Annotated in this window: 19 protein-coding genes; 10 read left to right on the top strand and 9 right to left on the bottom strand. The window is 65.7% G+C overall.

Translation table 11 applies throughout. The features are described from left to right. Positions 1-12 precede the first annotated feature (12 nt). On the bottom strand, positions 13-1,419 hold the full coding sequence (locus NIBR502772_RS13465) for a class I adenylate-forming enzyme family protein (protein WP_141140589.1): 1,407 nt from the start codon (positions 1,417-1,419) through the stop codon (positions 13-15). Between the two features lie 61 nt (positions 1,420-1,480). Between NIBR502772_RS13465 and NIBR502772_RS13460 the strand changes: the two genes are divergently transcribed. Continuing rightward, the gene (locus NIBR502772_RS13460; RefSeq protein WP_141140588.1) at positions 1,481-2,362 is read left to right on the top strand and encodes a neutral zinc metallopeptidase; all 882 of its coding nucleotides are present in this window, start codon (positions 1,481-1,483) and stop codon (positions 2,360-2,362) included. A gap of 105 nt (positions 2,363-2,467) precedes the next feature. On the opposite strand, the gene NIBR502772_RS13455 is transcribed toward NIBR502772_RS13460, so the two are convergent. The 6 genes from NIBR502772_RS13455 to NIBR502772_RS13430 all read right to left on the bottom strand — a co-directional run bounded on the left by NIBR502772_RS13455 (position 2,468) and on the right by NIBR502772_RS13430 (position 7,685). Next, positions 2,468-2,800 carry a metal-sulfur cluster assembly factor gene (locus NIBR502772_RS13455; RefSeq protein WP_056339832.1) on the bottom strand — a complete coding sequence of 111 codons (333 nt, stop codon included), beginning with the start codon at positions 2,798-2,800 and terminating at the stop codon, positions 2,468-2,470. 12 nt (positions 2,801-2,812) lie between these two features. Next, entirely contained in the window at positions 2,813-3,601 is a 789-nt protein-coding gene (gene sufC, locus NIBR502772_RS13450; protein ID WP_141140587.1) for a Fe-S cluster assembly ATPase SufC, read from the bottom strand. A gap of 113 nt (positions 3,602-3,714) precedes the next feature. Continuing rightward, positions 3,715-4,074 carry a non-heme iron oxygenase ferredoxin subunit gene (locus tag NIBR502772_RS13445; RefSeq protein WP_141140586.1) on the bottom strand — a complete coding sequence of 120 codons (360 nt, stop codon included), beginning with the start codon at positions 4,072-4,074 and terminating at the stop codon, positions 3,715-3,717. A gap of 16 nt (positions 4,075-4,090) precedes the next feature. Beyond that, positions 4,091-5,377: a Fe-S cluster assembly protein SufD gene (gene sufD / locus NIBR502772_RS13440; RefSeq protein WP_141140585.1), complete on the bottom strand. Its 1,287-nt coding sequence runs from the start codon at positions 5,375-5,377 to the stop codon at positions 4,091-4,093. A 2-nt stretch (positions 5,378-5,379) separates the two neighbouring features. Then, complete coding sequence (gene sufB, locus NIBR502772_RS13435; RefSeq protein ID WP_141140584.1) at positions 5,380-6,843, bottom strand: Fe-S cluster assembly protein SufB; 1,464 nt, start codon at positions 6,841-6,843, stop codon at positions 5,380-5,382. Beyond that, positions 6,843-7,685 (bottom strand): metalloregulator ArsR/SmtB family transcription factor, encoded by an 843-nt coding sequence (locus NIBR502772_RS13430; protein ID WP_246848521.1) that lies wholly within the window; start codon positions 7,683-7,685, stop codon positions 6,843-6,845. The genes sufB and NIBR502772_RS13430 overlap by 1 nt, the downstream gene beginning before the upstream one ends. 106 nt (positions 7,686-7,791) lie before the next feature. Between NIBR502772_RS13430 and NIBR502772_RS13425 the strand changes: the two genes are divergently transcribed. Genes NIBR502772_RS13425 through NIBR502772_RS13415 form a run of 3 tightly spaced genes read left to right on the top strand, consistent with a single transcriptional unit; the run spans position 7,792 to position 10,479 of the window. Further along, the gene (locus NIBR502772_RS13425) at positions 7,792-8,760 is read left to right on the top strand and encodes an ABC transporter ATP-binding protein (RefSeq protein ID WP_141140583.1); all 969 of its coding nucleotides are present in this window, start codon (positions 7,792-7,794) and stop codon (positions 8,758-8,760) included. Then, a complete protein-coding gene (locus NIBR502772_RS13420; protein WP_141140582.1) occupies positions 8,757-9,527 on the top strand; it encodes an ABC transporter permease in 771 nt (256 codons plus the stop codon). The genes NIBR502772_RS13425 and NIBR502772_RS13420 overlap by 4 nt, the downstream gene beginning before the upstream one ends. Before the next feature lie 7 nt (positions 9,528-9,534). Beyond that, positions 9,535-10,479, top strand: a complete 945-nt coding sequence (locus NIBR502772_RS13415) for a heme A synthase (RefSeq protein ID WP_141140581.1) — start codon at positions 9,535-9,537, stop codon at positions 10,477-10,479. 278 nt (positions 10,480-10,757) lie between these two features. Here the strand turns inward: NIBR502772_RS13415 and NIBR502772_RS13410 are convergent, their stop codons facing one another. Continuing rightward, complete coding sequence (locus tag NIBR502772_RS13410) at positions 10,758-11,717, bottom strand: heme o synthase (RefSeq protein WP_056339805.1); 960 nt, start codon at positions 11,715-11,717, stop codon at positions 10,758-10,760. Between the two features lie 510 nt (positions 11,718-12,227). Here NIBR502772_RS13410 and tkt point away from each other — a divergent pair. Genes tkt through pgl form a run of 6 tightly spaced genes read left to right on the top strand, consistent with a single transcriptional unit; the run spans position 12,228 to position 20,458 of the window. Further along, positions 12,228-14,345: a transketolase gene (tkt, locus tag NIBR502772_RS13405; RefSeq protein WP_058932515.1), complete on the top strand. Its 2,118-nt coding sequence runs from the start codon at positions 12,228-12,230 to the stop codon at positions 14,343-14,345. Between the two features lie 23 nt (positions 14,346-14,368). Then, entirely contained in the window at positions 14,369-15,484 is a 1,116-nt protein-coding gene (gene tal / locus NIBR502772_RS13400; protein ID WP_141140580.1) for a transaldolase, read from the top strand. A 6-nt stretch (positions 15,485-15,490) separates the two neighbouring features. Next, positions 15,491-17,125 (top strand): glucose-6-phosphate isomerase, encoded by a 1,635-nt coding sequence (locus tag NIBR502772_RS13395; protein WP_141140579.1) that lies wholly within the window; start codon positions 15,491-15,493, stop codon positions 17,123-17,125. 15 nt (positions 17,126-17,140) lie between these two features. Beyond that, positions 17,141-18,712: a glucose-6-phosphate dehydrogenase gene (zwf, locus tag NIBR502772_RS13390; protein WP_141140578.1), complete on the top strand. Its 1,572-nt coding sequence runs from the start codon at positions 17,141-17,143 to the stop codon at positions 18,710-18,712. After that, complete coding sequence (locus tag NIBR502772_RS13385) at positions 18,709-19,650, top strand: glucose-6-phosphate dehydrogenase assembly protein OpcA (protein ID WP_141140577.1); 942 nt, start codon at positions 18,709-18,711, stop codon at positions 19,648-19,650. The genes zwf and NIBR502772_RS13385 overlap by 4 nt, the downstream gene beginning before the upstream one ends. 37 nt (positions 19,651-19,687) lie before the next feature. Continuing rightward, positions 19,688-20,458, top strand: coding sequence for a 6-phosphogluconolactonase (gene pgl / locus NIBR502772_RS13380; RefSeq protein WP_246848801.1), 771 nt, complete (start codon positions 19,688-19,690; stop codon positions 20,456-20,458). Here pgl and NIBR502772_RS13375 read toward each other — a convergent pair. Beyond that, the gene (locus NIBR502772_RS13375) at positions 20,411-20,806 is read right to left on the bottom strand and encodes an RNA polymerase-binding protein RbpA (RefSeq protein ID WP_141140575.1); all 396 of its coding nucleotides are present in this window, start codon (positions 20,804-20,806) and stop codon (positions 20,411-20,413) included. The two genes, pgl and NIBR502772_RS13375, sit on opposite strands and share 48 nt — an antisense overlap. Positions 20,807-20,901: the final 95 nt, after the last annotated feature.

The following is a 20,901-nucleotide window of genomic DNA, read 5'->3' as shown; positions in this document are numbered from 1 at the left end:
TGGGGCCGCAGGTCAGCGGTCAAGGTGCCGCGCCCTGGGGTCCTGGGAGCCGATCCAGTCGAGGAGAGTGTTCCGGCTGACCTTGCCACGGTCCGTGGTGGGGAGTTCGGAGAGTGCGAAGTACTGGTGGGGCCGCTTGTCCCGCGGCAGGATGTTTTCGAGTCCGGCCTTCAGCTGCGTGGCCGTGACGCCGCCATGGGAAGGAACGACGCCGGCGACCACCCGTTGGCCGCGGAGATCGTCGGGTATTCCGGCGGCCACCGCAGCAGCCACCCCCGGCACGGCCGCCAGGGCGAGTTCCACTTCGTGCGGATAGACGTTTTTTCCCGAGGTCAGGATCATGTCGGCGCGCCGGCCCAGGATGTGCAGTTCGCCGTCGGCGAGGTAGCCCTGGTCCCCCACCGTGAACCAGCCGTTGAAGGAGCGCAGCGCCTGGCCGTCGTCGCCCCATAGGTAGCCGTTGCTGACCATGCCGCTGCGGACACAGATATTGCCGGCTTCGCCGTCCTGCAGTTCGGAACCCTCATCGTCCAGGATTCTGACGTCCACGCCAGGGAACGGGTGTCCGATGCCTGTTCCCCCGGCGTCCAGGAGCTCCCCCGCCGCCAGCCCCACACCGGAGACAAAGCTCAGTTCGGACGCGCCGTAGTACTCGAAGATGGTGGCGTTCGGCGCCCAGCGCCGTGCCGCTTCGAGGGTGCGTGCGTCCAGCTTCGAGCCGGCGCAGATGATGGTACGGATGCCGGAGGCGTCCACGCCGCCGGTCAGGCCGCGCTCACTGAGCAGCCGCAGCATGGTGGGCACGAGGATGAGCCGGGTCACGCCGTCGTGCGTGATGGCGGCGTGGACATCACCGACGTCGAAACTCTCCAGCGTCTGGAATTCAGAGCCGGCGTAGAGGCACTCAGCCAGGGCATAGAGGTTAAGGCTGGCGGCCAAGGGCCCGGGCGCGAGCGTGACGTCGTCCTGGGCGAGGCCGAAGAACGCCACGGACGCGTCAAAGGACTGCCGCCAGGACTGCCTGGACCGGGTAAACGCCTTGGGCACTGACGTGGTGCCGGAGGTGAGTCCGATCAGGAACGTCGAGTCCGGCGGCCCGTCCGCCAAGGCATCCGCTGCGGAAACCGTCCCGGGCTTGGCCGACTCCGCCAGCCGTTGAACGATCTCCTGGTGCAGGGACTCCGGCCAGGTCGGGTCCAGGACAGCGCATTGCCGCTGGCCGGCAACGGCTGCGGCGAACCTTGCGGCGAAGTCCACGGAGTTGGCCTCGGCAAGCACGGTGACGGCTGCTGTCTCGGGAAGGGCGGCGGCGGCGGCGTCCCGGAGTTCAGCCCAGCGCAGGCGCCGGCCCGCCACCACGACGGCGGTGTCATGGGGGCGTTCTTCGGCCCAGCGCTGGATTTTGTCGAGAAAAGGCATCGACCCAACTTTACCGGCCGGACTCCGCTTCGGTGGTGCCGCTAACGGCTATTGTGACTTCATGAGCTTCAATGACAACGTGCAGCTGGACCCTTCCCAGGTCCAGGACCGGCGTGGCATGGGCCGTGGGGCCAAAGTCGGCGGCGGCATCGGTGGCGGAATCGTCCTGCTGATAGCCGTGCTCCTCGGCGTCAACCCCGCCTTGCTCGAAGGCCTGACCGGCGGGTCGGGCACGGCGGATCAGAACCAGGGCACGGCCCCGGCCTGCACCACAGGGGCCGACGCCGACGCGCGGCTGGACTGCCGGATCACCGGCACGGTGAACAGCCTGAACGCGTTCTGGCCCGCGTATCTCCAGCGATACAACGTGCAGTACCCGCAGCCGGAGACCGTGATCTTCGACCAGGCCGTCAACAGCGCGTGCGGGACGGCTTCCAGCGCGGTGGGCCCCTTCTACTGCCCGGCTGACAGCACCGCCTACTTCGATCCCGGGTTCTTCCAGGATCTCGTGGACCGTTTCGGATCCTCGGGAGGTCCCCTGGCGCAGGAGTACGTGGTGGCGCACGAATTCGGCCACCACATCCAGAATGTGCTGGGGTACATCGACCGCGCGCAGCAGGACCCGCAGGGGCCCGAGTCCGGTGCCGTCCGCGTGGAACTACAGGCCGACTGCTATGCCGGCCTCTGGGTAAAGCACGCCTCAACCCAGCCCGGACCCGACGGCCAGCCGTTCCTGGAACCGATCACCCAGCAGGACCTGAACGATGCCCTGTCCGCAGCGTCAGCGGTGGGCGATGACCGGATCCAGGAAGCCGCCACCGGACAGGTCTCGCCCGAGGCCTGGACGCACGGATCCAGCGAACAGCGGCAGAAATGGTTCTACACCGGCTACCAGACCGGCGACATCAACCAGTGCGACACATTCTCGGCGGCCACCCTCTGACAGGATCCGCGGCCGGCGGCAGCACCAATTAGACAAGTACGACGACGGCCGGCTACCTCCGCTGGGGAGGTGACCGGCCGTCGTCGTGCTTTAAGCGGTGAAAACTTAGATGTTGAAGCCGAGGGCCCGCATCTGGTCCTTGCCGTCATCGGTGATCCGCTCCGGACCCCACGGCGGCATCCACACCCAGTTCAGGCGCCAGTCGTCAACGACGCCGTCAAGCGACTTGCCTACCTGCTCCTCGATAACATCGGTGAGCGGGCAGGCGGCCGTGGTGAGCGTCATGTCGATCAGCAGCGCGCCGTCGTCGTCGGAGTACTTCAGGCCGTACAGCAGCCCGAGGTCCACGATGTTGACACCGAGTTCCGGGTCGATGACGTCCTTGAGTGCCTCTTCGACATCTTCGAGGCCCGTGCGGGCCGCATTGATTTCGGTCATGGCAAGTCCTATCTAGGCCTGTGCGGCAGCGGCGATGGTGGCTGCGCCGGCGCCCGTGGCGTAACGGTCGTAGCCTTCGTCTTCGAGACGGTCAGCCAGTTCCGGGCCGCCTTCTTCGACAACCTGGCCGTCGACGAAGACGTGGACGAAGTCAGGCTTGATGTAGCGCAGGATGCGGGTGTAGTGCGTGATGAGCAGCGTGCCCATGTTGCCCGCCTCCTGTGCACGGTTGACGCCTTCGGAGACAACCTTCAGGGCGTCAACGTCCAGCCCGGAGTCGGTCTCGTCCAGGATGGCGAACTTCGGCTTGAAGAGTTCCAGCTGGAGGATCTCGACGCGCTTCTTCTCGCCGCCGGAGAAGCCTTCGTTGACGTTGCGCTCGGCGAAGTCTGCATCGATGCGCAGCTGGGCCATGGCCGCCTTGACGTCCTTGGTCCAGGTACGCAGCTTGGGTGCTTCGCCGTCGATGGCGGTCTTGGCGGTGCGCAGGAAGTTGGTCATGCTGACACCGGGGACCTCCACGGGGTACTGCATGGCCAGGAAGAGGCCGGCGCGGGCCCGCTGGTCAACGGTCATCGCGAGGACATCTTCGCCGTCGAGCGTGATGGTTCCGCTGGTGACCTTGTAGCGCGGGTGCCCGGCAATGGTGGAGGCCAGGGTGGACTTGCCCGAACCGTTGGGGCCCATGATGGCGTGGGTCTGACCGGTCTTGATGGTCAGGCTGACGCCCTTCAGGATCTCCTTGGTGCCCTGCTCCGTGTCAATGCTGACGTGCAGGTCCTTGATCTCAAGAGTAGACATAGGTCTTGTTCTCCTCTGCACCGCGCCCTCCGGCGGTGGTGCGGTCTGTATCTGGAAGTTTGGTTCTGTTGCTTGGTATTGCCGCTCGCGGCTGATCTGTCCGGTTGATGCTGCTAGCTGAAGTTCGGGACTTCCGCTCCGTTGAGCACGTTCGTGAAGTCCACGTAGACCTCGTCGCCGACGATCTCGACGGCGAACACCGGGACGGGATCGTAGGCGGGGAGCTGGAGCGGCTCACCGCTGCGCAGGTCGAACTGGGAGCCGTGGCCCCAGCATTCGATCATGCAGCCCTCCACTTCGCCCTCGGACAGTGAGATGTCCGCGTGCGAGCAGGTGTCCCCGATGGCGTGGATGTCTCCCATGGAGTCCTTCACGATGGCTACGGGGTAGTCATCGATCAGGATCCGGAGCGCCTGCTTGAGCTGGATTTCATCCGTCTTGCAGACAAATTCGCCCTTTGGCTGGTCAGTCATCTGTTTTCCGCGCCGTCTAGTTGTTCGTCACGGCGAGTTCGCGCTCAACAGCCTCGGTGAGCCGCTCTTCGAGGGCCGGTACCTTAATCTGCTGGATGATCTCGTGCAGGAAGCCACGGACCACCAGGCGGCGGGCAGCATCCTCGGGAATGCCGCGGGCCATGAGGTAGAACAGGTGCTCGTCGTCCAGCCGGCCGGTGGCGCTGGCGTGGCCGGCACCCTTGATCAGGCCGGTCTCGATCTCGAGGTTCGGCACGGAGTCGGCGCGGGCGCCGTCCGTGAGCAGCAGGTTGCGGTTGGCCTCGTAGCTGTCGGTGCCTTCGGCTTCCTTGCGGATCAGGACGTCGCCTACCCACACAGCGTGGGCGTTACGGCCCTGCAGCGCGCCCTTGTAGAGCACGTTGGAGGTGCAGTTCGCCACCGCATGGTCAACAAAGAGCCGCTGCTCCAGGTGCTGGCCGGCGTCGGCGAAGTAAAGGCCGAACATTTCCGCTTCGCCGCCGGGGGCGGTAAAACGGGTCGACGGCGTGACGCGGACCAGGTCCCCGCCGAGGCTGACCACCACGTGCTTGAACTTGGCGTCGCGGCCGATCTTTGCCTGCTGGGAGGAGGCGTGGACGGCGTCGTCGTTCCATTCCTGGAGCGAGACAACCGTGAGGTTGGCGCCGTCTTCAACAACGATTTCGATGTTTTCGGACACCACGGCCGAGCCCTGGTGGTTCAGGACCACAGTGGCCTTGGAGAACCTCTCCGCCACGATCACCAGGTGCTGGGCGGCTGCCTCCGTGGAGGTGCCTTCGATCACGACGGTGACCTCGGTGTCGGCTTCAAACTCGGCCGGGATGGTGAGGACGGTGGCTTCGCTGAAGTTCTCCCAGGCGTTGGCGGACACGCGGTCCTCCGGGATGCCGGCGGAACCGATGCGCTTGTCGCCGCGTGCCACGGACTCAACCGTGACCTGCTCCGGGCCGCTGACGGTGACGGTGGGAGCCGCTCCCGCCAGGACCTCGCTGTGCAGCCCACGCAGGCGCTTGAGGGGGGTAAAGCGCCAGTCTTCCTCAAGCCCGGTGAGCGGCTTGAAGTCCGCCAGGTTGTACGAGGTCAGCCGGCCGGCGCGTGAGCTGTCCGGAATGCCGACGCCGCCGCCGTGTGAGTGGCGCTTGACCGCTTCGCCGGCCAGCGGGGCCTTGGAACCGTTCGCGTTGATCGGAGACAGGCTTTCGCCCTCTTCCGTGAAACCGTTAATAAACGGCTGGGCCGAGGGCGCGCCGATGCGGGCCTTTTCAGTAGTGATTTCAGTCATCGTTATCCGACGGACCCTTCCATCTGCAGTTCAATCAGGCGGTTCAGCTCAAGTGCGTACTCCATCGGGAGTTCGCGGGCGATGGGCTCGATGAAGCCACGGACGATCATCGCCATGGCCTCGTCTTCGCGCATGCCGCGGGACATCAGATAGAAGAGCTGCTCTTCGCTGACCCGGGAAACAGTTGCTTCATGGCCCATCACCACGTCATCCTCACGGATGTCGATGTACGGGTAGGTGTCCGAGCGGCTGATGGTGTCCACCAGCAGCGCGTCGCAGCGGACGGTGTTTGCCGAGTGCTTGGCTCCTTCACGGACCTGGACGAGGCCGCGGTACGCAGCACGCCCGCCGCCACGGGCCACGGACTTGGAGATGATGGAGCTCTTGGTGTTCGGCGCGATGTGAACCATCTTCGAGCCGGTGTCCTGGTGCTGGCCGGCGCCGGCGAAGGCGATGGACAGGGTCTCGCCCTTGGCGTGCTCGCCTACCAGGTAAACAGCCGGGTACTTCATGGTGACCTTGGAGCCGATGTTGCCGTCAACCCATTCCATGGTGGCGCCTTCTTCGCAGATGGCACGCTTGGTCACCAGGTTGTACACGTTGGTGGACCAGTTCTGGATGGTGGTGTAGCGGACGCGGGCGCCCTTTTTGACGATGATTTCCACCACGGCGGAGTGCAGCGAGTCCGAGGTGTAGATCGGCGCGGTGCAGCCTTCGATGTAGTGGACGTAGGAGTCCTCGTCGGCGATGATCAGGGTGCGCTCGAACTGGCCCATGTTTTCCGTGTTGATGCGGAAGTATGCCTGCAGCGGGATGTCCACGTGGACGCCCTTGGGGACGTACACAAAGGAACCGCCGGACCAGACGGCCGTGTTCAGCGACGCGAACTTGTTGTCGCCCACGGGAATGATGGTGCCGAAGTATTCCTGGAAGATCTCCGGGTGTTCGCGCAGCGCGGTGTCGGTGTCCAGGAAGATGACGCCCTGCTTTTCAAGGTCCTCACGCAGCTGGTGGTAGACAACCTCGGACTCGTACTGGGCGGCGACGCCGGAAACCAGGCGCTGCTTTTCGGCCTCGGGGATGCCGAGCTTGTCGTACGTGTTCTTAATGTCATCGGGCAGGTCCTCCCAGCTGGTGGCCTGCTTCTCGGTGGACCGCACGAAGTACTTGATGTTGTCGAAGTCGATGCCGGAGAGGTCTGCACCCCAGGTAGGCATGGGCTTGCGGTCGAAGTACTTCAGGCCCTTGAGCCGGAGATCGAGCATCCATTGGGGCTCGCTCTTCTTGGCCGAGATGTCGCGGACGACTTCTTCATTAATGCCGCGGCGGGCGTTGGCGCCGGCGTCGTTCTTGTCGGACCAGCCGTACTCGTACGTGCCGATGCCGTGGAGCTCGGGATTCTTTTGCAGAATCTCCGAGATCACAGTGTCTTCGGCTACCGCTTTCTCTGATAGTTGGTCCGTCATCACGGCCTTTCTTGCTGATGGTTGGTTACTTCATCCAGGCTGGCGGGGGCTGCCTGCGGGACGCGGGGTCCCCCTGCAGCCAGCCGGCCTGTGGGTATATGGGTGGTGCAGACGTGTCCACCGCGAGCCAGCGTGGAGAGGCGGCGCACGTCAACGCCTACCAGCCGGGAGAACACATCGGTCTCCACATCGCAGAAGACAGGGAACTGGGCGGCGAGCTGCTGGATGGGGCAATGCCCCTGGCACAGCTGGACGCTGGAGAGTGCTGCCGGCAGCGGGGCCTTGGCCTCGATCGAGGCGGCCGACGCCACGAAGCCATCCCGGCTCAGCGCCGCGGACAGTGCCTGCGCCCTGGCGGTGATGTCCGGCCCGGCCTGTTCGACCTCGGGTGCGTACCGGCGTTCCATGTCGGCAAAACGTTCGACGGCGAACGCGCGGACGGCGTCGTCGCCCGCTACTGCCTGGAGCTGCTTGAGCGCGAGGGTGGCGATGTCGAGGTAATCGTTGCCAAGCGTGGACTGGCCCTGCGAGCTCAGGACGTAGCGGCGAGCGGGACGTCCCGCGCCGGCGCCGGCCTTGGCCACGCGCTTGACCTCAATATCCCCGCTGCGGGCCAGATGATCAAGATGCCTCCGGACCGCGGCTGGTGTGAAACCGAGCATGTCGCCGAGTTCCGCCGCGCTGATGGGGCCGTGCTCAAGCACGGCACCAAGAACCCGGTCCCGTGTACGCTCGTCCGAGTCCGCCACCGGCACAGCGGCCACGTGGCCGCGGTCAGCGGCGGTACGCGGCGCTCGGTGCCCGGCAAACGGCACAGCAGCAGCATTGGTCATGGAATACACAACACAATCATGTCGTAATTTACTCCCCCGTACTAGTAAGGTCAGGCTGACCTGCGGCCGGGGTCCACTGCGGGGCCGCCAGTACTACATCGCGTAGAATGCTGGGGTGCGATCCCCCGAATCCCCGGTTCTGTCCATCAGCGGGTTAATTAAGGATGTTGGTCCGCTGGCCAGCCTGGACGGAAAAATGCTCCGGGTGGTCAACGGCGTATCCCTTATGGCCGAACGCGGCCAGGTCACGGCCCTCCTGGGCGCCAATGGAGCCGGAAAGACCACCACCATCGAATGCGCCCAGGGCCTGCAGAAGCGCAGCGGCGGCAGCATCTCGCTGCTCGGCCAGGATCCGGGCCGTTCGGGCGCTGACCTGCGGTCCCGCGTAGGCGTGATGCTTCAGGACGGCGGCCTCCCGCCGTCGGCCCGTCCCATCCCGCTCCTGCGGCACATCGCTGGAATGTACGCGCGGCCCCGCTCAGTTGACGAACTGGTGGAACGGCTCGGCATTGATACTTTCGCCAGGACCAGCGTGCGCAGACTCTCCGGTGGGCAGAAGCAGCGCCTGGCCCTCGCCGCAGCACTGATCGGCAATCCGGAAGTCCTTTTCCTGGACGAGCCCAGCGCCGGCCTGGATCCCCAGTCCCGGCAACTGGTCTTCGAGCTGATCTCGGAACTGCGGGCGGCCGGGATGGGCATCATCCTGACAACACACCTGATGGACGACGCCCAGCGGCTGGCGGACTACGTGTACATCATCGACGCCGGCAGGAACGTCGCCGAGGGAACAGTTTCCCAGCTGCTGCAGCGGGACCCGGCTGTGGAGGCCGGCACCGACCACGTCCGCACCCTGGTGTTCGAGGCTCCCCCGGGGCTGGATTTCACCGGCGTGCTGCCCGATGGCATCACCGTCTCTGAAACACGGGCCGGAAGCTACGTGGCCTCGGGTGCACTGACACCCCGCGATCTCGCGTCGTTGACCGCCTGGTGGGCAGCCCACGGCGTGATGCCCGGTTCCATGAGCCTGGCGGCACGAAGCCTGGAAGATGTCTTCCTGGACATCTCGGGAAAGGACATCCGATGACGGCTCCCGCAGCCACCCCCGACCAAGGGGCACCGGCCACGCTGCTGCGCCGTATCCTGCTGCAGGGTAAATACGAATCACTGACGATGCTCCGGAACGGCGAGCAGCTGATCCTTGCAGTCGTCCTGCCGCTTCTGGCGCTGGTGGGGCTCACCGTCACTCCTTTCCTGGACGGTTTCGGAGCCAGCCGCATCAATGTGGCCGTCCCCGGCATCCTGGCATTGTGCGCCATGTCCACGGCCTTCACCGGGCAGGGCATCGCCACCGGCTTCGACCGGCGGTACGGGGTTCTCCGGTTCCTGTCCACCACACCCCTGGGCCGCGAAGGCCTCATCGCGGGTAAGGTGCTGGCGGTCCTGGCGGTGCTCTGCCTCCAGGTGGCAGTGGTGACGCTGGTGGCGCTTCCGTTAGGCTGGCAGCCGCCTGCCTCCGGCTGGCTCCCCGGGCTGTCACTGCTGGCCCTGGGCGCCGTGGCGTTCACCGCGCTGGGGCTCCTGGTGGCAGGCACGGTCCGGCCCGAGGCAACCCTGGCCATCACCAATCTGCTGTGGATCCTGCTGGGCGCCTTGGGAGGGATAGTCATTCCCGCGGAACGGCTGCCCGCGCTGGCGCAGGGAGCGGTCCACTACCTGCCCTCCGGCGCACTCGGCGAGGCCATGCGCGAAGCTTTCCTGCACGGCTCGTTGAACGGCGGCGCCGCGCTTATCCTGTTGCTCTGGACGGTTCTTGCCGGAGCAGCAGCCATCCGTTGGTTCAAGTGGAATTGAGATATCCGTGAGCACGGCTTCACGCCTCCCCCAGATCGCCGGCCGCCTTATCGCGAGGCTGCCCCGAACCGTGGACACCAGTGTCCGCCGCCTCGCGGTGGCGTCCCTGGTGGGCCAGACGCTGCTGGTGGTGACCGGCGGCGCGGTGCGGCTGACTGCATCCGGCCTCGGCTGCCCCACTTGGCCGCGCTGCACCGAGACCTCTTTGGTTAACACTGCCGAAATGGGGATCCACGGCTTCATCGAATTCGGCAACCGGCTCCTGACGTTTGCCCTGGCGGCGGTTGCGCTGGCCATGCTTGTGTACTTGTGGAACCTTCGCAAGGAGCGCCGGGACCTCTTCCTGCTGGCGCTGGGCCTGCTGGCCAGCATTCCGGCACAGGCGGTGATCGGTGGCATCACCGTGCTGACCAACCTCAATCCGTGGGTGGTGGGCCTGCACTTCCTCGTGTCCATGGCCCTTGTGGTGATTGCCACGCTGCTCGTCAACCGGGCCTACGGCAGGACGGGCCGCCATGCCGGCGTCCGGCTCCCCGCATTGCCGGGCGTCATGCGTCCGGTGACTGCCGCCGTCGGGCTTTTCTCCGCCCTCGCCGTAATGCTCGGCGTAGTGGTGACCGGCTCCGGTCCCCACGCCGGTGACGCCGATGCTCCCCGCAACGGCCTCGACTGGGACCTGTTCTCCCACATCCATGCCGTTCCGGCGTACCTAATCACGGCCGGCACACTGTTCGCACTGGTGCTGGTCATTGTCCGCCGCATCCAGGGCCCGTTCCGCACGTCCGTCCTGTTGCTGCTTGCCGTGACCCTGCTGCAGGCCGTCATCGGCTTCACCCAGTACTACAACGGTATCCCCGCGTTGCTGGTGGGCGCCCACATGCTCGGCGCCGCGCTGCTGATGAGCGCGGCAACAAACTCCACCGACCTCGCCCGCTCGAGCCCGGTCACGTAACCTCCACTGTTTTTGCCCAACAGGAGTGCCACGGTTCCCGATGAACCGTGGCACCCCGCATTTAAGGACGCTCTCTCACTTAATGCAGGAAGTGGGCAGACCCTCTCTCATTCCCTGCGGTGGTTCGTAGGATCTTCCCTTACCTCTTGGAGACACAAAAGCGACCCTCCTTCACCGTTGGTGAGAGAGGGTCGCTAAGAGAGCTGCAGGTACTGATAGAGGGTCGGTAAAAAAACCACATCAATTCGGAATTGAGAGAGCGTTGGGTGGGGGTGCTGTTAACCGATGATCGCTGATCCGACGAACGGATCCACGGCCAATGCGATGAACAGCAGCGTCAGGTAGCTGATGGAGCCGTGGAAGACCTTCATGGCGCGCTTGTCCGAGATGTCCTCGCGCTGCGCCCGGTTGTAGAGGGAGTGCGACTCGTAAAGGAACCATGCACCCGCCAATACTGCGGTGGCCGTGTAGACCCAGCCCGCGCCACCGGCGGGGACCAGCAGCAGCGAGCAGGCCACCATGGCCCAGGCGTAGAGGACCACTTGGACGGAAACCACCTTGGCGCCGGCAATTGCCCCAAGCATGGGCACGTTGGCGTTGCGGTAGTCCTCGCCGTAACGCATCGAAAGCGGCCAGTAGTGCGGCGGCGTCCAGAGGAATATGACCATAAACAGGATGACGGCCGGCCATTCGACGGTATTGGTCACGGCGGCCCATGCAATCAGCACCGGGAAGCAGCCCGCAGCTCCACCCCACACAATGTTCTGTGCGGTGCGGCGCTTGAGGATGATGGTGTAGATGACTACATAGAAGAAAATTGCGGCCAACCCGAGCCACGCGGCCAGCGGGTTGGCGCCGAACCAGAGAATAACGATGGCGGCTGCTCCGAGCAGCCAGGAGAACACCAGCGCCTCACGCGGGGTCACCTCGCCGGTGACGAGCGGACGGTTCTCAGTCCGGTGCATCAGTTTGTCGATGTCGCGGTCAAGGTAGCAGTTGAAGGCACCGGCACTGCCGGCGGCAAACGCGCCGCCGACCAGCGTGGCCAGGATCAGGCCGATCGGCGGGAAGCCGCGCTCGGCGTAGATCATGGTGGGCAAGGTGCTGACCAGCAGCAACTCAATGACACGCGGCTTGGTGAGGGCGAAATACGCCTTGGCCTTACGGGCGAACCCGGCTCCCCCTCGGGTGCGGGAAGCATTAAGCGGCGTATCTGTTGTGCTCACGGTGGCAGTCACCCGTTCTGGTTGGCAGTTCTGTCTGGCGGTGCAGCTGTGTCTTGCGGCCGTTCGCCGGGCAGCCCGCCAATGGTCATCAGAAGAGGTCCCGGCAACGCCCCGGGTCTGCCGCCGCCCCGAAAGGGCTCGGCTACCGGCGTCGGCCTCCAAATATCATACCGTGCGCATTTGTAACAGATGCCCCCGGATTAGGCCCTGATGATTGCGCGCAGGGTGATTCGAGCAGATTAACTCAACCTCACGAAATGGCGATTCACATAAGGGGAAATTGCGTCCAAAAGGTGAGATTTGCGCTGACCGCAGAGTGGAATCGAGCTAAGCTGTCACCAGATCAGCAAGCGGCAGAAAAGCGTTGGATAACGCGTTCCCATAGCCCTGCTGAATGATAGATCAACGTTTCGATGGTGAACGGCTGGTACACACCGCAGCGGGCACCATAGCGTGCCCCGAAACGGATCCCGTGTACCGCCCACCATCAGCACAGAGAGGGGCCCGGTTTTCGTGCCACATTTGGAAGAGCAAGAACTGTCATGGACCAGCTTGGACCAGCGCGCGGTGGACACTATCCGCGTTCTGGCTGCGGATGCCGTCGAGAAGGTCGGTAACGGCCACCCGGGCACGGCCATGAGCCTGGCGCCCGCCGCCTACCTTCTCTTCCAGAAGCTGATGCGCCACGACCCGCGCAACCCGGACTGGCTGGGACGCGACCGGTTCATCCTGTCTCCCGGCCACACGTCGCTGACCCTTTACATCCAGCTGTTCCTGTCGGGCTACGGCCTGGAACTGAAGGACCTTGAGGCACTTCGCACCTGGGATTCCCTGACCCCGGGCCACCCGGAGTACAAGCACACCGCCGGTGTGGAGATCACCACCGGGCCGCTGGGCCAGGGCCTTGCCTCGTCGGTCGGGTTCGCCTACTCCCAGCGCCGGATGCGCGGCCTGTTCGACGCCGATGCTGCGGCCGGCGAAAGCCCCTTCGACCACACCATCTGGGTAATCGCCTCCGACGGGGACCTGCAGGAAGGCGTCACCTCCGAGGCGTCCTCGCTGGCCGGCCACCAGGAACTGGGCAACCTTGTAGTTGTCTACGATGAGAACCACATCTCCATCGAGGACGACACCGACATCTCGTTCACCGAGGATGTCCTCAAGCGCTACGAGGCGTACGGCTGGCACACGCAGCGCGTCGACTGGACCAAGACCGGCGAATACAAAGAGGACGTCCAGGAGCTTTACTCCGCACTGCTCGCCGCCAAGGCCGAGACGTCCAAGCCCTCCATCATCTCGCTGCGCACCATCATCGGCTACCCGGCGCCCAAGAAGCAGAACACGGGCAAGATCCACGGTTCCGCTCTCGGTGCAGAGGAAGTCGCCGGCCTGAAGTCTGTCCTGGGCTTCGACCCCGCCAAGTCCTTCGACGTTGACCAGGAAGTCCTGGCCCACGCCCGCTCCGTCGTGGACCGCGGCGCCGCTGCCAAGAAGGAATGGGAAGAGTCGTTCAACGCCTGGCAGGCCGCCAACCCCGAAGGCTCTGCACTCCTGCAGCGTATCGAGGCCCGCGAACTGCCCGACGGCCTGGACGCCGCGCTTCCGGTCTTCCCGGCCGGCAAGGACGTCTCCACCCGCGCCGCTTCCGGCAAGGTCCTGAATGCACTCGGACCAGTCATGCCGGAACTCTGGGGCGGCTCCGCCGACCTCGCCGAGTCCAACAACACCACCATCGAAGGCTCGCCGTCGTTCGTGCCCGCCTCGAAGCAGACCGATACCTGGTCCGGCAACCCCTACGGCCGGGTCCTGCACTTCGGCATCCGCGAGCATGCCGCGGCATCGATCGTGAACGGCATCGCCCTGCACGGGCGGACCCGCGCGTTCTCAGGCACGTTCCTGATCTTCAGCGACTACCAGCGGCCCGCCATCCGGCTCGGCGCCCTGATGGGTGTTCCGTCCCTGTATGTCTGGACGCACGACTCCATCGGCCTGGGCGAAGACGGCCCCACCCACCAGCCGGTGGAACAGCTCGCTTCCCTACGCGCCATCGTGGGCCTGGACGTGGTCCGCCCCGGCGACGCCAACGAGGTCGCGGTGGCATGGAAGACCATGCTGGAGAACCACGAGAACCCTGCCGGCATTGTCCTGACCCGCCAGAACATCCCCACCTATGCCCGTGGTGAAAGCGAAGCCGACGGCGACACGTTCGGTTCCGTTTCCGGCGTCGCCAAGGGCGGCTACGTCCTGGCTGAAGCTTCCAAGGACGGCGCCACCGTCCCCGCCGACGTGATCCTGATCGGCACCGGCTCCGAGGTCCAGCTGGCCGTCCAGGCCCGCGAAGCCCTCCAGGCTGAAGGCATCGCTGCCCGCGTTGTCTCCATGCCGTGCGTGGAGTGGTTCAACAAGCAGGACGCCGCTTACCGCGAGTCCGTGCTCCCCGCTGCCGTCAAGGCCCGGGTCTCCGTCGAGGCCGGGCTGGCCCTGGGCTGGAGGGAATTCGTCGGCGATGCCGGACGTTCCATCTCGCTCGAGCACTATGGCGCTTCCGCGGACTACAAGCGCCTTTTCCAGGAGTTCGGCATCACCGCGGTGGCTGTCGCCGCCGCTGCCAAGGACTCCCTCGCTGGCCTGCAGGCCTGAACCAGATTTTAGGAGATATCACCATGACTACCCCTACACAGCAGCTCTCCGACGCCGGAGTATCCATCTGGCTCGATGACCTTTCCCGCAGCCGCCTTGAGACCGGCACGCTGCAGAAGCTGATCGAAGAGAAGAACGTTGTTGGTGTGACCACCAACCCGTCGATCTTCCACGCGGCCATCACGGCCGGCACGGACTACGACGCCATCATCGCGGCGCAGGCAGCAGCCGGCGCCAGCGTCGAGGAGACCATCTTCGAAATCACCACCACCGACGTCGCCGACGCCTGCGACCTCTTCGCACCGGTGGCAGCAGCCACCAACGGTGTTGACGGCCGCGTGTCCATCGAAGTTGACCCGCGCCTTGCCTGGGACACGGCCGGCACCATTGCCGAAGCCAAGCACCTGTACAAGAAGGTCAACAAGGACAACGTCCACATCAAGATCCCGGCAACCCTTGAAGGCCTCGAAGCGATCACCGCGACGCTGGCCGAGGGCATCAGCGTCAACGTGACCCTGATCTTCTCGCTCGAGCGCTACCGCGCCGTCATCAATGCCTTCCAGTCCGGCCTTGAGCAGGCCAAGGACAACGGCCACGACCTGTCCAAGATCCACTCCGTCGCGTCGTTCTTCGTGTCCCGCGTGGACTCCGAAATCGACAAGCGCCTTGACGCCATCGGCACCGACGAGGCCAAGGCACTCAAGGGCAAGGCAGGCGTGGCCAACGCACGCCTGGCGTACCAGGTCTACGAGGAGCTCTTCGCCACCGAGCGCTGGGCACTTCTGGCTGAAGCCGGCGCGCTCCCCCAGCGTCCGCTGTGGGCCTCCACCGGCGTCAAGGACCCGGCCTACCCGGACACCCTGTACGTGACCGAACTGGCCGCGCACGGCGTCGTGAACACCATGCCGGAGAAGACCCTGGATGCCACGTTCGACCACGGCGTCGTCACCGGCGACACCGTCTCCGGCACGTACACCGAGGCCAACGCCACGCTGGACGCGCTGGACGCGCTGGGCATCTCCTACAACGAGGTTGTCGCCCTCCTCGAATCCGAAGGCCTGGACAAGTTCGTGGCCAGCTGGAAGGAACTCCTGGGCGACGTCGAAGGTGCCCTTGCCGCTGCACGGAAGGCCTCCTAACCCACTATGAGCACTCTCAGCTACGACGCCACCGGTGCCGCGCAGCAGGCACTCGAGCAGCACCTGCCCGCCCTCGTGGCGGACCGCATCGCCACCCGGATCTTCGCCAAGGACCACACCCTGTGGGGTCCCGACGCCGAGGCCGAGTCCGCTGTCCGCCTCGGTTGGGTGGAGGCGCCCACCGTCTCCCAGGCCCTTGTGGCCGGCATCCTCGAGCTCCGTGATGCCCTCAAGGCTGACGGCGTGACCCGCATCGTGCTTTGCGGCATGGGCGGATCTTCGCTGGCTCCCGAGGTCATCGCCGGCACCGCTGGCGTCGAGCTGACAGTGCTGGACAGCACCGACCCCGACCAGGTCCGTGCTGCCCTCGCAGACCGGCTGGCCGAAACCGCGATTGTGGTTTCGTCCAAGTCCGGTTCAACCCTGGAGACCGACTCCCAGCGCCGGATCTTCGAGCACGCCTTCACCGAGGCCGGCATCGATGCGAAGAGCCGGATCATCATCGTCACCGATCCCGGTTCCCCGCTGGATAAGGCATCGCGTGAGGCCGGCTACCGCGCCGTCTTCAACGCCGATCCGAATGTTGGCGGCCGCTACTCGGCCCTCACCGCATTCGGGCTGGTCCCCTCGGGCCTGGCCGGTGTGGATATCCAGGCCTTCCTGGATGAGGCCGAGGAAGCCGCCGAGATCCTGAACGAGGACGCCGCCGAGAACATCGGCCTGGCCCTCGGGACAGCCCTGGGCGGAACCAACCCGCTGCGCAACAAGATTGTCATCGCCGAGGACGGCTCAGGCATTGTGGGCTTCGCGGACTGGGCCGAACAGCTCATCGCCGAATCCACGGGCAAGCTCGGTACCGGTGTCCTGCCGGTTGTTGCCGGTCCCACGTCGCCGGAGGTCACCTCCGGCGCCGCCGACGTCCTGGTGGTGCGGCTGGTAGCCGCGGATGCCGACGTCGAACTCGGTGACAATGAGGTAGCCATCGCGGGTGGCCTGGCCACCCAGATGATGGTGTGGGAGTTCGCCACTGCCGTGGCCGGACGCCTCCTGGGCATCAACCCGTATGACCAGCCGGACGTGGAGGCAGCCAAGGTTGCCGCCCGCGGCCTGCTGGACGCCCAGCCCGAACCGACCCCTGCCGCCTTCGTGGACGGCGCCATCGAAGTCCGCGGCGGTGACTGGCTCCGTGGGGCAGCCACGGCGGAGGAAGCCATCGGCGCCCTCCTTGGTACGCTCGACGACGACAGCTACCTCAGCGTCCATGCCTACTTTGACCGGCTGGCCTTCGCAGAGCTGGAAGGCATCCGCGACCCGCTTGCCGGCGTCAGCGGCCGTCCCGTCACGTTTGGATGGGGCCCGCGGTTCCTCCACTCCACCGGGCAGTTCCACAAGGGCGGACCCGCCATCGGAGTGTTCCTCCAGGTCACGGCCGCGCCTGCGGAAGACCTGGCCATCCCGGACCGTCCGTTCACGTTCGGGGAACTGATTTCCGCCCAGGCCGCGGGCGACGCCCAGGTCCTGGCCGGCCATGGCCGCCCTGTCCTGCGACTGCACCTGACCGACCGCGCCGCCGGAGTTGCACAGCTGCAGGAGATCATTGCAGCACTCGCAGCCCGGTCAGCTTCCGTCACCGAAAACTAAGGCTCAACAGCAGACATGCCAGAAACTGAAAACGGCAGGAATTCCGCGACGCGTTCCGGACGACCAGGGCGTAATCCGCTCCGGGATCCCCGCGATCGCCGCCTGAACCGGATTGCCGGTCCGTCGTCGTTGGTGCTCTTCGGGGTGACCGGCGACCTTGCCCGTAAGAAGCTCATGCCGGCCGTGTATGACCTCGCGAACCGGGGGCTGCTGCCGCCGAGTTTCGCGTTGGTGGGTTTCGGCCGCCGTCCGTGGAAGCACGAGGAATTCGCCGCCGAGGTGAAGGCCTCGGTGAAGGCGTACTCGCGGACGCCGTTTGACGAGGCGGTCTGGAACCAGCTCGCCGAGGGTATCCGTTTTGTCCAGGGCGAGTTCGACGACGATGATTCGTTTGAGCGGTTGGGTGACACGATCGCTGAGCTCGATGAGCAGCGCGGGACACGCGGCAATCATGCGTTCTACCTCTCGATCCCGCCGAAGGCGTTCGAACAGGTCTGCCGGCAGCTCTCCAAGCACGGCCTGGCGCAGGCCGACGGCGACAAGTGGCGCCGGGTGGTCATCGAGAAGCCGTTCGGGCACGACCTCGAGTCGGCCCGGGCGCTGAACGAGATTGTGGAGTCGGTGTTCCCGCCGGATGCGGTGTTCCGGATCGACCACTACCTGGGCAAGGAGACGGTGCAGAACATCCTGGCGCTGCGCTTCGCGAACCAGCTGTTTGAGCCGCTGTGGAACGCGAACTATGTGGACCACGTCCAGATCACGATGGCAGAGGACATCGGCACCGGGGGCCGGGCCGGCTACTACGACGGTGTGGGCGCGGCCCGCGACGTCATCCAGAACCACCTGCTCCAGCTGCTGGCGTTGACTGCGATGGAGGAGCCCATTTCCTTCAACGCCGATGACCTGCGGGCGGAGAAGGAAAAGGTCCTCGCCGCGGTCAAGCTCCCGGATGACCTCTCCACCCATTCGGCGCGCGGGCAGTTCGCGGGCGGCTGGCAGGGCGGGGAACAGGTCCAGGGCTACCTGCAGGAAGACGGCATCCCCGCGGATTCGACCACCGAGACGTTCGCGGCGATCCGGGTGGACATCCACACCCGGCGCTGGTCCGGTGTGCCGTTCTACCTCCGGGCGGGCAAGCGCCTGGGCCGCCGGGTGACGGAGATCGCGGTGGTGTTCAAACGCGCCCCGAACCTGCTCTTCCGTGACCATGGCGAAGATGACTTCGGCCAGAACGCCGTGGTGATCCGGGTCCAGCCCGACGAGGGTGCGACCATCCGGTTCGGGTCCAAGGTCCCGGGAACGCAGATGGAAGTCCGCGACGTGACCATGGACTTCGGCTACGGGCACTCCTTCACCGAGTCCAGCCCCGAAGCCTACGAACGGCTCATCCTCGATGTGCTGCTCGGCGAGCCGCCGCTGTTCCCCCGGCACGCGGAAGTGGAGCTGTCCTGGAAGATCCTGGACCCCTTTGAAGACTACTGGGCCGGGCTGAAAGAGCAGCCGGAGCCCTACGCCCCGGGGTCCTGGGGCCCTGCCTCGGCGGATGAACTGCTGGCCCGCGACGGACGAACCTGGAGAAGGCCATGATTGTAGATTTGCCGGACACCACCACCTCGAAGATCTCCAAGAAGATCACCGCCCTGCGTGAGCAGGGCGGCGTGATTGCCCTGGGCCGGGTCCTGACCCTGGTGGTCGTGACCCGCTCCGGTCTCGAGGAAGAAGCGATCGAGGCCGCGAACGAGGCCAGCCGCGAACACCCCTGCCGGATCATCGTCCTCGCCGACGCCGGAGCCCAGGCCCCGAACCGGCTCGACGCGCAGATCAGGGTCGGCGGTGACGCCGGCGCGTCCGAGGTCATCGTGCTCCGCGGCTACGGCGAGCTCGCCCACGAAAGCGAATCCCTGGTCGCGGCCCTGCTCCTGCCGGACGCACCGATCGTGGCCTGGTGGCCGCACGGGGCACCGGAGAACGCCTGCGAAACCTCCGTGGGCCGGATCGCGCACCGCCGGATCACCGACTCCGCGAACGAAGCGGACCCTCAAATGGCGCTGGAGAACATCCGGGCCACGTACAAGGCCGGGGACACCGACCTCGCCTGGACCCGGCTCACCAACTGGCGGATCCAGCTCGCGGCGGTCCTGGACCAGGTGGACTCCTCGCCCGTCACCGCCGTGGCCGTCGAAGGCGCCTCCGACTCCCCGTCCACGATCCTGCTCGCGGCCTGGCTGACCCTGGCCCTGGACGCGCCCGTGACCATCGTTGCGGACCCCGCCGGCACCGGCATCCGCCGCGTCAGGCTCACCCGCCACAGCGGCGACGTGCAGCTCTTCCGCCCCGGACTCTCCGTCGCGGAACTGACCCAGCCCGGACAGCCCGCCCAGCGCATCTCCCTGCCACGCCGCAGCCTCAAAGACTGCCTCGCCGAAGAACTCCGCCGCCTCGACCCCGACGAAGTGTTCGGCGAAGTGATTACTATTGGACTGCCACGTACCAATCTAAGGAGCGTCCGACCCAGTGAGCGTTGAGCCAAGAGTTAGCATCCATCCTGATTCGTCCGTCCTGATGGCCGCCATTGCGGCCCGCCTGATCACCAAGCTGGTGGATGTGCAGGACAAGCACGGTGAGGCCACGGTGGTGCTGACCGGCGGCACAGTCGGCATCGGAACGCTGAAGGCTGTTGCGGATTCTCCGGCAGCGCCGGCCGTGGACTGGTCCAAGGTGAACTTTTGGTGGGGTGACGAGCGCTTTGTTGCCGCGGACCATCCCGACCGGAACACGAGGCAGGCGTTTGCTGCACTCCTGTCGAGCATTCCGGTTGATCCTGCAAGGATCAACCAGCCTGCCTCCTCGGATGACTTCGACACGCCCGAAGAAGCCGCCGCGGACTACGCGCGCAGGCTCCGGGAAGCAGCCCAGGCCGAACACGCTGCCGACATGTCCGATGACCGTCCGGACGAACCGGGAGTACTGCCGCGGCTGGACGTTGTGCTGCTGGGCGTTGGCCCGGACGCCCACATTGCCTCGCTCTTCCCGGAGCAGGGCGGAATCCGGGAGAAGGAGCGGACAGTGGTGGGCGTCCGCAATTCCCCCAAGCCGCCGCCCCAGCGGATTTCGCTCACGCTTCCCGCCATAAACACTGCTGCCGAGGTCTGGATGGTAGTGGCCGGCGAGGACAAGGCCGGCGCGGTGGGCCTGGCCCTGGCTGGCGCCAACCCGGTACAGGTACCGGCGGCCGGCCCGCGGGGAACCTCCCGCACGCTGTGGCTCATCGACGAAAACGCAGCGTCACGTGTCCCGCAGCAGCTCGTCCGGAAGGACGCCGCCGGCGCGTAGCTTTTCCAGCGCTCCGGCCAGGACAGCTTCGGCGTCCTGGTCGGAGCGTCGTTCTTTAACGTATTCAAGGTGGCTCTTGAAGCCTTCGTCCAGCGGGTCCGGCAGGTCGGCTTCCTTGCCGTCCCGTGATGCCGGAGCCCCGCAGCGCCGGCAGTCCCAGACCGTGGGAAGCTGCTCCTCCGGCAACCGCAGGAAAACAAGCTGGGTCTCATGCCCCTTGGCGCACCAAAAGGAAACCCTGATACGGGGCACCCTCTCGCCCGAGGCCGCTTCTGACTGGTTCTTGGGACCGGATCCTTCTGTGACACCCACCCGGGTGCCGCGGAACGCTGACGCACTATGTACCATCGGGACTCCTGGCTGCTTAAACAAAAACTGTGGCTGTTGGAAGCCAACAGCCACAGTTTAGTTCGGAGATCCCCATCGCGGCAGTGCCGGGCGAC

Source organism: Pseudarthrobacter sp. NIBRBAC000502772, from assembly GCF_006517235.1.
Lineage (GTDB): Bacteria > Actinomycetota > Actinomycetes > Actinomycetales > Micrococcaceae > Arthrobacter.
The sequence above is the reverse complement of the archived record's forward strand: the minus strand, read 5'-3'. Positions and strand labels throughout refer to the sequence as shown.

Bases quoted from the DNA above. Each gene is read 5' to 3' on its own strand.
- NIBR502772_RS13465 (WP_141140589.1), bottom strand. From the start codon at position 1,419: ATGCCTTTTCTCGACAAAATCCAGCGCTGGGCCGAAGAACGCCCCCAT.
- NIBR502772_RS13460 (WP_141140588.1), top strand. From the start codon at position 1,481: ATGAGCTTCAATGACAACGTGCAGCTGGACCCTTCCCAGGTCCAGGAC.
- NIBR502772_RS13455 (WP_056339832.1), bottom strand. From the start codon at position 2,800: ATGACCGAAATCAATGCGGCCCGCACGGGCCTCGAAGATGTCGAAGAG.
- sufC (WP_141140587.1), bottom strand. From the start codon at position 3,601: ATGTCTACTCTTGAGATCAAGGACCTGCACGTCAGCATTGACACGGAG.
- NIBR502772_RS13445 (WP_141140586.1), bottom strand. From the start codon at position 4,074: ATGACTGACCAGCCAAAGGGCGAATTTGTCTGCAAGACGGATGAAATC.
- sufD (WP_141140585.1), bottom strand. From the start codon at position 5,377: ATGACTGAAATCACTACTGAAAAGGCCCGCATCGGCGCGCCCTCGGCC.
- sufB (WP_141140584.1), bottom strand. From the start codon at position 6,843: ATGACGGACCAACTATCAGAGAAAGCGGTAGCCGAAGACACTGTGATC.
- NIBR502772_RS13420 (WP_141140582.1), top strand. From the start codon at position 8,757: ATGACGGCTCCCGCAGCCACCCCCGACCAAGGGGCACCGGCCACGCTG.
- tal (WP_141140580.1), top strand. From the start codon at position 14,369: ATGACTACCCCTACACAGCAGCTCTCCGACGCCGGAGTATCCATCTGG.
- NIBR502772_RS13395 (WP_141140579.1), top strand. From the start codon at position 15,491: ATGAGCACTCTCAGCTACGACGCCACCGGTGCCGCGCAGCAGGCACTC.
- zwf (WP_141140578.1), top strand. From the start codon at position 17,141: ATGCCAGAAACTGAAAACGGCAGGAATTCCGCGACGCGTTCCGGACGA.
- NIBR502772_RS13385 (WP_141140577.1), top strand. From the start codon at position 18,709: ATGATTGTAGATTTGCCGGACACCACCACCTCGAAGATCTCCAAGAAG.
- pgl (WP_246848801.1), top strand. From the start codon at position 19,688: ATGGCCGCCATTGCGGCCCGCCTGATCACCAAGCTGGTGGATGTGCAG.
- NIBR502772_RS13375 (WP_141140575.1), bottom strand. From the start codon at position 20,806: ATGGTACATAGTGCGTCAGCGTTCCGCGGCACCCGGGTGGGTGTCACA.